The sequence below is a fragment of the Pantoea sp. SGAir0175 genome, from assembly GCF_043547855.1.
In genome coordinates, this window is the sequence record NZ_CP028081.1 from 1615040 (window position 1) to 1632378 (window position 17339).

The 17339-nt window shown below is 43.9% G+C and carries 14 protein-coding genes; 12 read left to right on the forward strand and 2 right to left on the reverse strand.

Features of this window, described 5'->3' with window-relative positions; translation table 11 throughout:
* From C1N56_RS07320 to gndA, 12 genes are all read left to right on the forward strand, one after another.
* Positions 1–1224, forward strand: coding sequence for a glycosyltransferase (locus C1N56_RS07320; protein WP_394517327.1), 1224 nt, complete (start codon positions 1–3; stop codon positions 1222–1224).
* Positions 1221–2561, forward strand: a complete 1341-nt coding sequence (locus tag C1N56_RS07325) for an MOP flippase family protein (RefSeq protein ID WP_021509334.1) — start codon at positions 1221–1223, stop codon at positions 2559–2561. The genes C1N56_RS07320 and C1N56_RS07325 overlap by 4 nt, the downstream gene beginning before the upstream one ends.
* Positions 2562–3109: 548 nt before the next feature.
* Positions 3110–4006 (forward strand): UTP--glucose-1-phosphate uridylyltransferase GalF, encoded by an 897-nt coding sequence (gene galF, locus C1N56_RS07330; RefSeq protein ID WP_021509335.1) that lies wholly within the window; start codon positions 3110–3112, stop codon positions 4004–4006.
* 45 nt (positions 4007–4051) lie between these two features.
* The gene (gene galE / locus C1N56_RS07335) at positions 4052–5065 is read left to right on the forward strand and encodes a UDP-glucose 4-epimerase GalE (protein WP_058757297.1); all 1014 of its coding nucleotides are present in this window, start codon (positions 4052–4054) and stop codon (positions 5063–5065) included.
* Positions 5066–5346: 281 nt separating this feature from the next.
* Complete coding sequence (locus tag C1N56_RS07340; RefSeq protein ID WP_346303239.1) at positions 5347–6114, forward strand: ABC transporter permease; 768 nt, start codon at positions 5347–5349, stop codon at positions 6112–6114.
* Positions 6114–6851 (forward strand): ABC transporter ATP-binding protein, encoded by a 738-nt coding sequence (locus C1N56_RS07345; protein ID WP_260640495.1) that lies wholly within the window; start codon positions 6114–6116, stop codon positions 6849–6851. Before C1N56_RS07340 ends, C1N56_RS07345 begins: the two co-directional genes overlap by 1 nt.
* A gap of 9 nt (positions 6852–6860) precedes the next feature.
* Positions 6861–8762, forward strand: coding sequence for a DUF4422 domain-containing protein (locus tag C1N56_RS07350; protein WP_394517328.1), 1902 nt, complete (start codon positions 6861–6863; stop codon positions 8760–8762).
* 4 nt (positions 8763–8766) lie between these two features.
* Positions 8767–9918 (forward strand): UDP-galactopyranose mutase, encoded by a 1152-nt coding sequence (glf, locus tag C1N56_RS07355; RefSeq protein ID WP_394517329.1) that lies wholly within the window; start codon positions 8767–8769, stop codon positions 9916–9918.
* Positions 9915–10787: a glycosyltransferase gene (locus C1N56_RS07360; protein ID WP_394517330.1), complete on the forward strand. Its 873-nt coding sequence runs from the start codon at positions 9915–9917 to the stop codon at positions 10785–10787. The genes glf and C1N56_RS07360 overlap by 4 nt, the downstream gene beginning before the upstream one ends.
* A 33-nt stretch (positions 10788–10820) precedes the next feature.
* Positions 10821–11948, forward strand: a complete 1128-nt coding sequence (locus C1N56_RS07365; protein WP_394517331.1) for a glycosyltransferase family 4 protein — start codon at positions 10821–10823, stop codon at positions 11946–11948.
* A 14-nt stretch (positions 11949–11962) separates the two neighbouring features.
* Complete coding sequence (locus tag C1N56_RS07370) at positions 11963–13201, forward strand: capsular polysaccharide export protein, LipB/KpsS family (RefSeq protein ID WP_394517332.1); 1239 nt, start codon at positions 11963–11965, stop codon at positions 13199–13201.
* Positions 13202–13331: 130 nt separating this feature from the next.
* Positions 13332–14744: an NADP-dependent phosphogluconate dehydrogenase gene (gndA, locus tag C1N56_RS07375; RefSeq protein ID WP_394517333.1), complete on the forward strand. Its 1413-nt coding sequence runs from the start codon at positions 13332–13334 to the stop codon at positions 14742–14744.
* A 150-nt stretch (positions 14745–14894) separates the two neighbouring features.
* Here gndA and C1N56_RS07380 read toward each other — a convergent pair whose 3' ends face one another.
* Both C1N56_RS07380 and C1N56_RS07385 read right to left on the reverse strand, forming a co-directional pair.
* Positions 14895–15980: an acyltransferase family protein gene (locus C1N56_RS07380; RefSeq protein WP_394517334.1), complete on the reverse strand. Its 1086-nt coding sequence runs from the start codon at positions 15978–15980 to the stop codon at positions 14895–14897.
* 146 nt (positions 15981–16126) lie between these two features.
* On the reverse strand, positions 16127–17242 hold the full coding sequence (locus tag C1N56_RS07385) for a succinylglutamate desuccinylase/aspartoacylase family protein (protein WP_166711523.1): 1116 nt from the start codon (positions 17240–17242) through the stop codon (positions 16127–16129).
* Positions 17243–17339: the final 97 nt, after the last annotated feature.

A 17339-nucleotide genomic window follows, 5' to 3' on the forward strand; every position in this document is an offset into this window, starting at 1 on the left:
ATGAAGCTAACCTTTTTCACCATGCGTTTTCCGGTTGCCTCTGAGACGTTTGTCCTCAATCAGGTGACGCATTTCATCGATGCCGGCTATGACGTCGAGATCATCTCGGTGTTTCCGGGCGACATGATCAACCGTCATGCCGCGTTCGATGAGTACAATCTGGCGGCGAAAACCCACTATCTGCTGCCGGAAGAGAAGGTATCAAACCTCGACAAACTGACCCAGCGCATCGGGCTGATGCTGCCGAAAATCGCCAAACCGGCGCTGCTGAAGTCGCTTAACGTTGGCCGCTACGGTGCGCAGGCGAAAAAACTGCTGCTGCCGGCCATTGTCGCCAATGCCCGGCAGACCTTTACCGCCGATGTGTTCCTGGTGCACTTCGGCTATGCCGGTGCGCTGGCGAATAAACTGCGCGAGCTGGGAGTGCTGAAGGGCAAGCAGGCGACGGTGTTCCACGGCGCGGACATCTCGCGTCGTCACATTCTTGAAGAGCACAAACAGGATTACATCAACCTGTTCAGACAGAGCGAACTGATGCTGCCGATCAGCCATCTGTGGGAGAACAAGCTGATTGAGATGGGCTGTCCGCGCGAGAAAGTGCACGTCACGCGTATGGGCATCGAGCCGGAGAAGTTTAACTTCCAGCCGCGTGAAGCATTCCACAAACCGCTGCGCATCGTTTCGGTGGCGCGCCTGACCGAGAAAAAAGGGCTGGACGTGGCGGTCAAAGCCAGTGAAATCCTGCGTGATAACGGTGGCCAGTTCCAGTTCACCATCATCGGTAACGGCGAGCAGGACGGCATGATGCGCGAGCACATCGCACGTGCCGGCCTGGAAGACATGGTGACCATGCCGGGCTTCAAGCCGCAGGAGGAGATTCGTCAGGCGCTGAGCGAGGCCGACATCTTCCTGCTACCGTCGAAAACCGCCTCCGATGGCGATATGGAGGGCATTCCGGTGGCGCTGATGGAAGCGATGGCGGTCGGCTTACCGGTGGTGTCCACCTACCACAGCGGCATCCCGGAGCTGATTCAGAATAACGTCAGCGGCTGGCTGGTATCGGAAAATGATGCCGACGAGCTGGCGGACACGCTGCTGCGCCTGTCGCGCGGCGACGTTGACGTTGCACCGGTGGTGGCCGCAGCGCGCCATAAAGTGGAAACCGAGTTCAATCAGCACATCGCTTACGGTGAGCTGGCGAAAATTCTGGAGCGCATGGTGTGAGTGGATTAAAAAAACAGGCGGTGTGGCTGTTTGGCAGCACCTGCTTTGCCGCGCTGCTGCAGGTGCTGCAGCTGGCGGTGCTGGCGCGCAAGCTGGAAGCGCACGAGCTGGGTTTGCTGGCTATCATCAACGCCATTCTGGCGGTGGCTACCGTGCTGCAGGACATGGGCATGAGCAGCTACATCGTGCATCGTCAGGAGATTACACGTCGTGAGCAGAGCACCATTTACTGGGTTAACGTCTCGCTGAGCTTCTGTACCGGTCTGATCATGCTGGCCATCGCCTGGCCGGTGGCGTGGTTCTACCATCTGCCGGAGCTGACGGCGCTGATTATGCTCACCAGCCTCAACTTCCTCGTGCTCGGTCACCTGTCGCAGTATCAGGCGCACTATGTGAAAACCAAACGCATGGTGACGCTGGCGAAGATTGAGATGGGCACTAAGCTGTTTGCCTTCCTGTGTACGGTGGCGATGCTCTATTTCACCTCGCTGACGGTGGCGGCGGCGATTCTCGGGCTGTTCATCAACGCCTTCACGCGCATTCTCTGCATGATCTACTTTGGCGAGAAGTCGTGGCGGCCAACCTGGGAGTTCGACGGCAAAACCTTTGTCAGCGCGGTGCGTTACGGTATCTATCAGTTGGGTTCGCAGACCATTAACCAGCTGCGTACTCAGGCCGATGCGCTGATCGTCGGTAAAGTGATGGGTGCCGAAATGCTGGGGATTTACTCACTGGCGAAAGAGCTGATTCTGCAGCCGCTGAAACTGGTGTCGCCGGTGATTAACCGCCTGGCGCTGCCGCGCTTTGCCGAGAAGCAGCACGATCCCGAGCAGCTGAAAAAACTGTTCCTCAAGGGCACCTTCGTCATCATGCTGTTCAGCAGTGCGATGTACCTGGCGATTGGTATTCTCTCTCCGGTGATTGTGCGTGTGCTGTATGGCGCCTCGCACGAGCAGGTGTATCACCTGATCCCACTGATGCTGCTGTTCGGTATGCTGCGCCCGATGGGCGGCCTGACCGGCGCGATCTCCCAGGCGAACGGACGCACCAACGTCGAGTTCTACTGGAATATCGTCGCCAGCCTGGTGGTGGTGGTGGTGCTGGCCACTACGTGGATCTGGCCGAACGTGATTTACGTGGCGCTGACGCTGTCGATTTCACAGGTGCTGATCTCCGCCTTCGCGCATCCGTTCTTCATCAAACCGGTGATTGGCATCCGCTTTATGCCGTATGCGCGCCAGTGGGTGTCGGTGTCGGTGGTGTTTGTCGGCCTGATGCTGCTGGTGAATCATTTCAACCTGTTCGTGATGCCCGAGTGGTTTGAGGGCTGGCTGTAAGCGGTGATGACGGGGGCGGTCGTCGGCAACGGCGACCGCCCGCCATCATCAAATGTGATCGGTGACTGACGTGTAGCTGCCGGTGCGCATTAATGCGCACCCTACAAAAACCTGCCGTGATCCCGTAGGGGCGCCATTCATGGCGACCTTTAAAATCAGATGTGATCGGTGACTGATGTGCAGCTGCCGGTGCGCATCAATGCGCACCCTACAAAAACTTGCTGTGATCTCGTAGGGGCGCCATTCATGGCGACCTTTCAAAAATACGCTTCCATCTTCGCCCCAATGATGTTTCCGCAACGCCGGTCTGAACGCTCAACAATCACTGGCCTCACCGGTCATCGCTCATCTCTCTGCCTTCCACTGTTTTTCAGCCATTTAGCCACTTTTTTTTCCCGCCTGATTACCGGGTGGTAGATGGACTTTTTGACGATTTTTTATGTGTTGACAGAGAGTTAGTGCCGGTTTTTCAGATAAAGATTATACTTGCTCAACCGGCCGATCCTGCATAATCGACCCACGTATTCACTTCATGAAATGGAATAAATATGACCAAGCTTAAAGCAGTAATCCCGGTTGCGGGTCTCGGTATGCATATGCTCCCTGCGACTAAAGCCATTCCGAAAGAGATGCTGCCTATCGTCGATAAACCAATGATTCAGTACATTGTCGACGAGTGCGTGGCGGCGGGCATCAAGGAGATTGTGCTGGTCACCCATGCTTCCAAAAATGCAGTGGAAAACCACTTCGATACCACCTACGAGCTGGAAGCGTTGCTAGAAGCGCGCGTGAAACGCCAGCTGCTGAGCGAAGTGCAGTCAATCTGCCCGCCGGGCGTGACTATCATGAACGTGCGTCAGGCGAACCCGCTGGGTCTTGGCCACTCGGTACTGTGTGCCCGTCCGATGATTGGCGACAACCCATTTGTGGTGGTCCTGCCAGACGTGCTGCTGGATGACTCTACCGCTGACCACCTGCGTTACAACCTTGCCGCGATGGTGGCACGCTTCGAAGAGACCGGCCGCAGCCAGGTTCTGGCGAAACATATGCCGGGCGAAGACCTGTCTGAGTATGGCGTGCTGACCACCGAGCAGCCGCTGGATAACCCGGGCGATATCAGCACCATCACCAACTTCGTAGAAAAACCTGAGCATCCGTCCGAGCTGAACTCAGACCTGACCGCCGTGGGCCGTTACGTGCTTTCTGCGGATATCTGGGGTGAACTGGAGCGCACTGAGCCAGGTGCCTGGGGCCGTATCCAGCTGACCGATGCCATCGCCTCCCTGAGCCAGAAAAAACCGGTTGATGCTCAGCTGCTGACCGGCACCAGCTTCGACTGCGGCCGTAAACTCGGCTACATGCAGGCCTTCGTCTCTTACGGTCTGCGCAACAACACCCAGGGCCGCGATTTCCGCGAAGCAATCCAAAAAATTCTGGCAAAATAATCTCTTTCCCCGCCGCGCAGGTTGCGCGGTTTTAAAGGAGTACACATGGCTATTTTGGTAACGGGCGGAGCAGGGTACATCGGCTCCCATACGGTGCTGGCGCTGTTAGAGCGCGGCGACGACGTTGTAGTCCTGGATAACCTTTGCAATGCCTCGCGCGAAGCAATCAATCGCGTTGAGAAGCTGGCCGGTAAGAAAGCGGTATTCGTTGAAGGCGACATCCGCGACCGCGCCTGCCTGCGCGATCTGTTTGCCAGCAATGACATCTCGGCCGTCATCCACTTCGCCGCGCTGAAAGCGGTAGGCGAATCCACGCGCATGCCGCTGGAATATTACGAGAACAATGTCGCCGGGACCGTGGTGCTGCTGGAAGAGATGCGCGCCGCCGGCGTGTGGAACTTTATCTTCAGCTCATCCGCCACCGTGTATGGCGCTGACGCACCGGTTCCGTACGTCGAAACGACGCCGATTGGTGGCACCACCAGTCCGTACGGCACCTCCAAGCTGATGATTGAGTTCGTGATGCGCGACTTCGCCAAAGCCGAGCCGAACTTCAAAGCCATCGCGCTGCGCTACTTTAACCCGGTCGGCGCGCACGAATCCGGCGAGATTGGCGAAGACCCAACCGGTATTCCGAACAACCTGCTGCCGTACATTGCGCAGGTGGCGATTGGGCGTCTGGACAAGCTGGGCGTGTTTGGCGATGACTACGCGACGCCAGATGGCACCTGCCAGCGCGACTACATTCACGTCGTCGACCTGGCGGAAGGGCACCTTAAAGCGCTGGATCACCTGCCAAAAGTTGAAGGTTACAAAGCTTACAACCTCGGCGGCGGCAAAGGCTTCTCAGTGCTGGAGATGATCAAGGCGTTTGAGCAGGCGTCCGGTAAACAGATTCCGTTCGAGTTCAAACCGCGTCGCGACGGCGATCTGCCGGCGTTCTGGGCGGATGCCAGCCTGGCGAACAAAGAGCTCGACTGGCGCGTCACGCGCGGTATTGATGCGATGATGCGCGATACCTGGAACTGGCAGTCGAAGAACCCGAATGGATTCAAATAATTAGTTTCAAACTAATAATAAGCCTGTCTGCGGACAGGCTTTTTTGCTTTTCAAAGCGGCAGTTATTTTAATTATTGAATCAGAAATGGTAAGCTCGGGCGTCGATTTAATGGCGCAAACAGCACCAGTTAAAGGTTCGTTATTTAAACAAGGCTTTTCAAATTTGCTTATAGAATGTTCTGCTCTCTGGTAGCGTAAAAGCCAGGGGCGGTAGCGTGTCAAATCTATTTTGTTGAGTATAAATTAACCACTAGCGCAAGCTTGAGACTAGAGCGAAACGTATGAAGTTAAGTTTGGGATATCTGATTGACTTAATAACAGTCATAACAGAAAAAGAACTAAAGGTTCGTTATAAGAGTAGTTTCCTTGGGTATCTTTGGTCTATTGCCAATCCCTTATTATTTGCAATGATTTATTATTTTATTTTTAAACTAATAATGAGAGTGCAAATACCCAACTATACCATTTTCATAATTACTGGATTATTTCCTTGGCAATGGTTTGCGAGTTCGACAACAAATTCACTTTTCTCCTTTATTGCGAATGCTCAGATAATAAAGAAAACAGTCTTTCCCCGTTCCGTCATACCGTTTAGTAACGTTATGATGGAATGCTTGCATTTCTTATGCACAATTCCAGTCATTATTATATTTCTATTAATTTATAATATGACACCTCACTGGAACTGGTTATGGGGAATACCAATTATTTTATTGGGGCAGCTTATTTTCTCCTATGGTATATCTCTAATCTTATCTACATTGAATTTGTTTTTTAGAGATCTAGAGAGGTTTATCACTTTAGGGATTATGTTGTTATTTTATTGCACCCCCATTCTATATGCTGGGGATATGATACCACAACAGTATCAATGGCTAATAAATTACAATCCGCTGGCTGATATGGTATTAAGTTGGCGGTCTTTATTTATGGATGGATATATTGATTACGAAAAGATCCTGACATTATATTTGGTTGGGTTTGTCGTTCTGGCATTAGGGTCATGGGTATTTAATAAGTTAAAATATCGCTTTGCGGAGATTTTATAATGGACATAGCAATTGAATTTAACTCCGTTACGAAAAAATATCCGCTGTACCATCATATTGGTTCAGGTATAAAAGAACTCATTTTTAACCCAAAGAGAGCCTTATCTCTACTATCTGGTAGAAGTTATCTAGCTATCGAAAATATATCGTTTCATGTAGAAAAAGGTCAGTCGGTTGCGCTAATTGGCAGGAATGGAGCAGGAAAAAGTACTTCATTAGGGCTCGTAGCTGGAGTTATAAAACCATCTTCAGGAAGCGTTGTAACTCGCGGCAGGGTGGCTTCAATGCTTGAGTTAGGAGGCGGTTTTCATCCTGAGTTAACAGGAAGAGAAAATATCCGTTTAAACGCAACCCTATTAGGGCTTAGAAGAAAACAACTCAATGAAAGAATCAATAAAATCATAGAATTCTCTGAGTTGGGTGAGTTTATTGATGAGCCTATTCGAGTTTATTCAAGCGGGATGTTGGCGAAGCTGGGTTTCTCGGTAATAACACAAGTTGATCCTGATATTTTGATTATTGACGAAGTGCTCGCGGTTGGTGATTATGCGTTCCAGAAAAAATGCATTGATACAATTAACCAATTCAAAGCTAAGGGCGTAACTATTCTCTTTGTGAGTCATAATCTCTCAGACATCGAAAAAATATGCGATCGCGTGATTTGGATAGAAAATCATCGTCTGAAAGCAACCGGCAGCGCTACAGATATACTCGAACAATATCGCTCTTCAATGTAAGGAATGCAAATGGAAGTCAAAAATCCCTCAATATCAATATATACAAGCCATCACAAACCTAGCGCATTTTTGTCTGATCCTATAATAAAGCCGCTTCATGTCGGCAAAGAAAATAGCTTAAATGACATATGTTGCGCAGGAGATGACACCGGTGATCATATCTCATATAAAAATCCTTTCTATTGTGAATTGACTGCACAATATTGGGTATGGAAGAATACTGAACTTTCCGATTATATTGGCTTCATGCATTATCGTAGACATTTAAACTTTTCGGAAAATCAGGATTTCGAAGAAGATGTATGGGGTGTAATAAATGAAGATATCATCGATAAGAATTATGAAAAAAAATATGGTTTAAATAAAAGCGATATTTTAAAAGCAATCGATGGATTTGATGTATTATTACCTAAAATATGGAATGTAAAACAGGCGGGAAGTAAGAATAACTACGAACACTATAAAGTTTCTCGTTACTTACATATTGAAGATTATCAAAGTGCTATTGATAGCCTGATTTATTTATATCCTGAATATGCTGCTGCAGTCAAAACCTTCAACTCGTCCTCTGAAGGTTATTACACAAATATGTTTGTGATGAAAAAGGAACTTTTTGAAGAATATTCAGAGTGGCTCTTTAATATTTTAAGCAATCTAGAAGATAATTTTTCTTTGAAAAATTACAATGCACAAGAAAAGAGAGTTATTGGGCATATATCAGAACGACTGTTCAATATATTCATTATCCATAAATGTAATTCATCTACACTTAAAATAAAAGAGTTACAGCGAACATTTGTAACTAATGAAACTTTTAATGGAAAAATAAAACCTGCTTTCGATGAGCGAGCTATACCAGTCGTTATATGTTTTGATGAAAATTATGCTCATAGCGGCGGTGCGTTGATTAATTCAATCATAAAAAACTCAAATCAGCACCATAACTATGACATAGTGGTACTTGAGAATAATGTTTCGAGTAGAAATAAATCCAGGATTCTGACGTTAGTAAATAATAATAAAAATATCTCTATCAGATTCTTCGATGTTAATGCTTTTAGTGAAATGAAAGCTGTTTATACACGAGCTCATTTCAGTGCTGCAACATATGCGCGTTTGTTTATTCCATCATTGTTTAGTAGTTTTAAAAAAGTATTGTTTATAGATGCCGATACTGTTGTTGAGAGTGACGTTTCCGAATTGATGTCTTTAGAGCTTGGCAATAATCTCATTGCTGCTGTAAAAGATATTGTAATGGAAGGATTCGTAAAGTTTGGTGCTATTGCTCACGTCGATGACTTGAAAAACGTTACTGCGCAGGAATACTTGCGTGATGTTTTAAAAATGGAAGATACAGAAAAGTATTTTCAGGCAGGCATCATAGTATTTAACATTGCTCAAATGAATGACGAAAATACCTATGAAAAATTAATATCCACAATGAAGTCAAGAAACTTTTGGTTTTTAGATCAAGATATAATGAACAAGGTTTTCTATAATAGAACTTATTATTTACCGTATGAGTGGAATGTTTATCATGGGAATGGCAACACTGATGACTTTTTCCCTAACTTACGATTTAGTACTTATATGAGTTTTCTGAAGTCAAGAAAAGCACCAAAGATGATTCATTACGCAGGTGAAAATAAACCTTGGGATACACCTGCTGTTGACTTTTTCGACAACTTTATAAGTTATATTAATAATACGCCATGGCAAAAAGAAGTATACGAACGGCTAAATAAACATTCTCAACCTATCGTAGTTAATAAAGAAGAAACCATTCTTTTCCAAACTAAAATTAAAAGAAGACTAATGCCTTGGTTAAATAAGTTTGCACCAATTGGTAGTTCACGTAGGCAGTTAATAGCAAAAAATTATTACAGAATTCGTAGGGTAATATTAGGATAGACACATGAATAAAAATATTCTTATCGTCGGTGCTGGTTTTTCGGGAGCTGTTATTGCCCGTGAATTAGCTGAGGAAAATTATAAAGTTAAGGTTATTGATTCTAGAAGCCACATTGCAGGTAACTGTTATAGTGAAAGAGATGAACAAACCAAGGTAATGGTCCATACATATGGCCCCCATATCTTTCACACCGATAATCAGCAAGTATGGGAATTTATTTGTAACCATTGTGAAATGATGCCTTATACAAATCGTGTAAAAGCAACTGTAGCGGGGCAGGTTTTTTCATTACCAATCAATTTGCATACGATAAACCAATTCTTTAAAAAGACTTGTTCGCCAGATGAAGCAAAAAAGTTAATAGAATCAAAGGGTGATGTTAGTATTATTGACCCTAAGACTTTTGAGGAGCAGGCCCTTCGCTTCGTTGGGAAAGAGCTATATGAGGCTTTCTTTAAAGGATACACTATAAAGCAATGGGGGATGAATCCAAGCGAGCTTCCAGCCTCTATTCTTAAACGTTTGCCAGTGCGATTTAACTATGATGACAATTACTTTAATCATAAATATCAGGGCATGCCGAGAGAAGGTTATACTCCAATTGTTGCCTCAATCCTGAATCATAAAAATATTAGCGTTGAACTAGATACAGAATATGATCCTAGTTCTAAAAATAACTATGAGCATATCTTTTTTAGTGGCCCTCTCGATGGTTATTTCAATTATGATTTAGGGCGACTGGGGTATCGCACTCTTGACTTCGAAAAGTTTACTTATAATGGCGATTACCAAGGCTGTGCGGTCATGAACTATTGTGAGCTAGAGATTCCGTATACTAGGATAACAGAGCATAAATATTTTTCGCCATGGGAAAAGCATGATTCGTCAGTATGTTACCGTGAATATAGTCGCCTATGTTCTGAAAAGGACACCCCCTATTATCCGATTCGGCAAATGGGTGAGATGTCGTTACTGGAAAAATATTTAAATAAAGCAGAAATGGAAGAAGATATAACATTCATTGGCCGCTTGGGGACTTATCGTTACCTGGATATGGATGTTACTATTTTAGAAGCGTTAAATACTGCTGAAATGTTCATTAATAATAAGAAAGAAGGTAAAAAAATGCCTTCTTTTGCGGTCGATGCAAGATGAGTGTTACAGCTCTTATCGTAACTTATAACCGATTAGAAAAACTTAAAAAAACTTTAGGAGCAACATTGTTGCTCCCTTTCAAATCAATAGTTATTGTTAATAACGCTTCAAATGATGGCACGACAGAATGGCTAGCTAAATTAACAGATGACAGAATTGTCGTTATAAATAGTGATGTAAATGATGGCGGTGCCGGTGGTTTTTTTCGAGGTGCAGAGTGGCTATCAAAATATTGTAATGCAGAATGGATCCTTTTTTATGATGATGATGCTTATCCAGAAAGTAATCTACTTGAAAAATTTATATTAGTTGATAATGACAAGATTGATGTCATCACTACGAATGTGGTGAGTACCGATCATTTGCGCTGTAAAATGAATATCCCATGGGTGAAAATACCTTCGACTGTTTTTGAAGTTTTTTCTTCATTAATTAACAACGAAAAATTTATTGCACAAGATACATATAACGAAAGAATTGTCACTTTTTCTTTTGTTGGAACGTTTATTAGAACACAAGTCGTTAAAGAAAGTTTCTATAAAATACGAAAGGATTTATTTATATATTTTGACGACGTGTATTATGCTTGGTCGCTTCATCTTATGAAAAGGATAATGTGGCATTATCCATCGTTAACATTTTACCATGATGTTCCTCACACTAATGTCGTAATGCCACCTTGGAAAGTTTATTATTTAACAAGGAACTTATTGTGGGGGAGGAAATATTTCAAAACAAAACCACCATTCAGTAATTTATCAATAATTTTGCGACTAATTAAATATTCTTCTTTGGTGTTTAAGAGTGATAATAAACGCGAATATATGAAAAATATAATGAGAGGGATTTGCGACGGTTTATTTAATTAATGCGGGGGGAGGGAGATTAAGGTAATTAAAATTATGCAAAAAGTATGTTATTTTATCAATTCTGATTGGTACTTCGATCTACACTGGAAAGAGCGCGCGCTTGCTGCCTTAAGTGAAGGTTATGAAGTTCATATTGTTTGCAATTTCGAAAGTACATCCATTAGGAATGAACTTAATGGTATGGGATTTATTACTCACAATTCAAATATGGCCGAGCAATCACTTGGGATTTGTCGGTCACTATTGGATTCCTATAAAGCCTTTCGAATTTTGCTAAATATAAATCCACATTTAATTCATTGTATAACTATCAAATCATGCCTGATTGGTGGTATTTACGCTAAATTTTTTAATAAAGCATTAGTATTAAGTTTTGTCGGCTTGGGACGTGTTTTTTCTCACAATAGCAAAAAATACAAATTTTTAAGATTTTTTGTTAAAAAATGCTATAGCTGGATAGTAGCTAAAAAAAATGTTTTCCTCATTTTCGAACATGAAAATGATCGTAAGGTGATTATTGGATTAACTAATGTTGACTCTGCTAAGACTGAAGTAATAGACGGTGCTGGCGTCAACATAAATGAATTTAAATATGAATTAGAAAAACAAGGGTCGCGATCATCAGTTTTATATGCAAGTAGATTAATTTGGAGCAAAGGGTTAGGAGATTTAGTAGAAGTAAAGAAAATATTACTCAAGCGAGGAGTTGATTTTGAATTAAAAGTTGCTGGCATTGTTGTTAAAGATGATCCGGATTCTATTCCCATTGAAACAATTCAACAATGGCATGAGCAGTGTTTAATTACATGGCTTGGCAGGTCTTATGATGTCAATTCACTAATCCAAAATTCTAGCTTAATTGCGTTACCTTCAACTTATGCGGAGGGGGTTCCTCGTATATTGATTGAGGCATCTGCAGTAGGCAGGCCAAGCATTGCATATGACAATGGCGGCTGTAGCAGTATCATAAAACATGCTATCACTGGTTATTTAGTTGAGAAAAAGAACCTAGAGGACTTGACCCAAAAAATCGAATGTTTACTAAAGAATTATGAATTGCGTAAAACTTTTGGTTTGAGAGCCAGAGCATTGGTAATTGCTAATTTTTCATCAGATAATGTTATTAACAGGACACTCAGCATCTATAAAAATTTGAACTAATGAAGGAGCAATCCATGATTAATAAAATTGTCGTCGAGATGCCTATATCCTGGATAAAAAATCCTGTGGATGGGTATAAACATGAACATTTAATTTCAAAACTCATAATTACTTTAGCTCAAAGGAAAATTCCCTTATATTTTAGGGAGGTACCGTTTGGGGCCGATGAAGCACCTAGAAAACCGGCTAAAGGAGAGCTAATCTTTTCATATCATTCATGGAGTAATGAAAAAAATGTTATTCATATCAAAGAGGCACCGGTCACGCCACTTTTTACTTTTGATCGTAGGGGTTATTCAGGATGGGCTGATATTTGCGTCAACCCTGAATTCTACGAAAGAAGCATAAAATCACAAGATATCGCTATTGCTAATTCCGTGCTGGAGAAGTGGCGTGGCATTTTTGAAAAAACCAACGATTCAAAATATCCTCAGTCTGATGAACCTCTTCCTTCGGACATTCATGACTTTGTTTTTTATCCTATGCAAGTCCAGAATGATCCCGTTTCGATTCATAGTCATTTTGATGGCGTTCAGCTCCTTGTTGATGCAGCAAATATAGCACAACGAACAAAAACTCATCTTGTCGTCAAACGACATCCGTTTTGTAATTCTACTGCTGTAGAAGAGACATTAAAAAAATTATCAACATCTAATCCATGGGTTATACAAAGCAATAGCAATATTCACCATTTAATTAGAAAAGCCAAATCAGTTATTACTATTAATTCAGGTGTTGGTATTGAAGCTCTTATTGATGGCACTACAGTTTATTGTTCAGGAAAATGTGAATGGCAGTTTTCTTGTCAAGAATTGATTGATCTTAAGGACTTGGAAAATGCATTTATTTTAGACGCCATTCCTATGAACGAAAATCAAGTGAAATACCTTGCATATTTGCTTGAAAAGTACTGGATTAATCCTTCCAATTCAGAGTCTCTTGAAGCTGCTATTGATGATGCATTCAAGGGGTTCGATAATGAATATGGAGTAGAAGCTGATAAAATATCTTCTCCAGATGTTTTGTTGCCAGTTATACTCGATCTACAAGGTAGATTAGAATATGAAATTCGGAAGTCAAAATTAGCTGAATTTGATTCTTCATCCATAATTAAGTTATATAAGGCTTTAAAAGAAGAACATTCAAATACATTAAGTCAGTTTAAATATTACATTGAGAAAATTAGAGCCTACGAAAGCCAAGTTGAGCAATTAGAGAAGAAAATTATCGCCTTAGAAAATAGAAGTGATTAGCAATTTAAGTTATCTTTTAAGAATTTAATTAAACACTTCATTTTCAGTAGCTGTTATAATTTTTTTTTGATATAACTTTAAAGTTACGTTGGTATCTCGTTACCAACTTTACTTGTGATAGGAGTAGATAATGTCCAAGCAACAAATCGGCGTTGTAGGTATGGCAGTCATGGGTCGCAATTTGGCTCTTAACATTGAGAGCCGCGGTTACACTGTTTCTATCTTCAACCGTTCACGCGAGAAAACAGATGAAGTCATAGCGGATAACTCAGGCAAAAAACTTGCCCCTTATTACTCCGTGGAAGAGTTTGTTGAGTCGTTAGAAAAACCCCGCCGCATCCTTCTGATGGTACAGGCAGGCGAAGCGACAGATAAAACCATCGCTTCACTGACGCCACACCTTGATAAGGGCGACATCCTGATTGATGGTGGTAACACCTTCTATAAAGACACTATCCGTCGTAATAAAGAACTGTCTGATCAGGGCTTCAACTTCATCGGTACCGGTGTCTCCGGCGGCGAAGAGGGCGCACTGAAAGGCCCATCGATCATGCCTGGCGGTCAGAAAGAAGCGTATGAACTGGTAGCGCCAATTCTGGATAAAATTGCTGCGCGTGCAGAAGACGGTGAAGCCTGCGTTACTTACATCGGTCCGGACGGTGCTGGTCACTATGTGAAGATGGTACACAACGGTATCGAGTATGGCGATATGCAGCTGATTGCAGAAGCATACGCTTTACTGAAAGGCGCACTCGGTCTGAACAATGAAGAGCTGGCTAAAACCTTCACTGACTGGAATAACGGTGAGCTGAGCAGCTACCTGATCGACATCACCAAAGATATCTTCACCAAGAAAGATGAAGACGGTAAATACCTGGTTGATGTGATTCTGGATGAGGCAGCCAACAAAGGTACCGGTAAATGGACCAGCCAGAGCTCCCTGGACCTTGGCGAGCCACTTTCTCTGATTACTGAGTCAGTATTTGCTCGTTACCTCTCTTCACTCAAGTCACAGCGTGTTGCAGCTTCTAAAGTGCTGAGCGGCCCTCAGGCGCAAGCCTTCACCGGTGACAAAGCTGAGTTCATTGAGAAAGTGCGCCGTGCACTGTATCTGGGTAAGATCGTTTCTTATGCTCAGGGCTTCTCTCAGCTGCGTGCGGCTTCAGAAGAGAACAACTGGGATCTGCATTACGGTGAAATCGCGAAGATCTTCCGTGCTGGCTGCATCATCCGTGCACAGTTCCTGCAGAAAATTACTGATGCTTATGCGACCGATGCTAACATCGCAAACCTGCTGCTTGATCCCTACTTCAAAAACATCGCTGATGAATATCAGCAGGCGCTGCGTGATGTTGTCTCTTATGCCATTCAGAACGGTATTCCAACACCAACCTTCTCAGCGGCAATTGCATACTACGATAGCTATCGCTCAGAAGTGCTGCCTGCCAACCTGATTCAGGCGCAGCGCGACTACTTTGGTGCGCACACCTACAAGCGTATTGATAAAGACGGTGTATTCCATACTGAGTGGTTAGCTGATTAAAATAATCTTTGTTGATAAACTAATCCTATTTATCCGCTAGTTTTCAAAGCCATAGTTCGTAATCAACGAGCTATGGCTTTTTTATTAATTGTTAGAATAATCTTTTCAGATACACTAAACGGAAAAATAATCGGCATTTTTTAAAGTATTTTAATGCCGTTTTTCTGCTAGCTGTTTGGATTTTTTTGAGTAAAATGTGTCTGTTATTTTCTTGGTGTTCTTATAAATAGGCATCTCGAACCAATTATAAATAAAGTGCGAAATGATTATTAAAACACTGAGGAATACTATCGTCTGGCTTTGTAAGCTCAGGCTTCTATAATAATTGATTTGATCTAACAAAAGCATTAAAGGAGTATGAGTAAGGTAAATTGCAAAGCTTATTTTTCCGAAGTAGACCAGTAATGAATTTGAAAATAAAGTATTCCAAAATGTATCAAAGTTAATCAGGCTATAAAATATATAGGTAAAACAAACTATAGTTATTATATCGTAGGAAGTAACATCATCTTTCGTATAAATAAAGTATGCCACATAGGCTATTGCAAGAGTCTGTAATATAAGTACAATTGAATTGTTTTCGGTGCGTTTTAAATCATTTGTCACTTCCGAACAGTTTATTATTGCTATTCCTAATGCCAAACCAGCTACACATTTCAAAAATCCAGAGGATAGTATATTGAAATAAACGTCTGTGGCTGCTTCTAAATTGTGATGTCTTCCTATAACGATGCCGTATAATATTACAGATAGTGAAATTAAGAGATGCGTATTGCGAATTTTTAGCAGCAATGGGAACGCTAAAACTGATGCGTAAAATTCAACTGATATAGACCAGCTTGGATCATTCCAATTCCATGAATTAGCTAACCCCATCCCATGTAGCAAAAATAAATTATAGATGCCAGTTGCAAATGGTTCATTGAAAGGTATCTTTTCAAAAAATGTAAAATAAATGTAGATTGACACTAAGAAAGTTAGCAAGTGTAAGGGATATAAACGTTCAAATCTGTGTGCTGCAAACTTATAATATTCTTTGCTACCGTGTAATAACTTTTCTTTATAAATATAAGTTAAAACAATTCCTGATAGGATAAAGAAACCATCAACTGAAATGTAAGAATGAGAAAAATGGACGTTGCCCCATCCAAGTCTACTCCCCAACCAATGTCCAGCAACGACTGTCCAGCACAGTAAACCCCGGCATCCATCTAACTCTAACAGCCTGCGCTTCATAAAGCTCCGATTCATCAAGATAGTGTAAATTTATCGAAAAGAATTTTTAAGCTAATTTACGCTAGCGAGCAAGCATTGTTTAAGTTTTTTTACTAAGCCATGTCCAGATTTCCCTGTGTACTCACTTTTGATGATTTTCGGGTTTATCAAACCACCAGCAACTCCCCCTTACGTCCCGCATTTTCCCCCGCCAGCCTCACCACCAGCATCCCGGCCGTGACAAACTTGGTTAGGTTTCGTGCATACAGCACGCCGCCAAACTCAGCGACCAGCGGTGTCACGTAGTCATTGATCGGGTCGACAACCTCCGCCACTACTTCGCCCGCTTTAATCCATTCGCCTAGCTTCCTGCGGTTCAGCAGCAGTCCGGAGTGAGGCGCGTGGATGTACTCACAGCCCGCCAGTTGCGTTGGTGCATGTATCAGGGCAGGGGAGTCTCCGGTTTCTCCGGCAATATATCCCCCTTCAATTAGCGCATTGATAATCGCATCCGCATCTTTCTCCGCCTGTTCCGGCGATACATCGGCTACGCCGCGCAGTTCCAGCGTCACCGGCAGCAGGCCGCGCGGCATCGGGTAGTCCTTGCCAAAACGTTCAGCCAGCGTCAGCCAGGGTTCGCAGCAGGCCTCATCAAACGGCTCTCCACCGGAGATCTGCGCCAGTAGCTGCACTTCACTGCCAAGCCAGCGCGCCAGCGGCTCAATCTCCGGCCAGGCGTGCGGTGTGGTGTAAAGATGCGGCAAGGCATCCCAGTCGCAGTGCAGGTCAATCATCAGGTCTGCCTGGCTGGCCATGCGCATCAGGGTGAATCGCTGGGCCTCCAGTTCGCTTTTGGCGATGCGGTCGCGGTAGTGACGATCGATGGCGTCGCGAATCAGTCGTTTGTTTTCATATTCACTCTGTGTCAGCGATCCCGCCAGTTCTGCCGCCAGCGTATCGCCCAGCGCCGGGAAGCGACGGTTAAAATCCTGACCAGAAAGAGTATGAAAACGTCCGAGGTGAGTGCCGTGCCAGTGTTGACCCAGCGCGAGCGGATTCGCGACCGGCACCAAAGTGACTTTGGCTTTCAGCTTGCCCGCCGACTCCAGCGCCAGCAGCTTCTGCTTGAGATACCACGCCACCGCCATGCCCGGCAGCTCATCGCCGTGCAGCGCCGCCTGAATATACACCCGCTGCTGTGAGTCGGTGCCGAAGTGGAAGCTGACAATTTCCCGCTGGGTGCCCAGCGTCGCGCTTAACAAAGGATGATGTTGTTGTTGCATAACGCAGTCGATGTCCTGTGTCTGGGGCACGCTCGTGGCCGCGCCGCATGAAATTGATGAAGGGAATTATAGTTCTGCTGGAAAAAGGGCGGCAAAT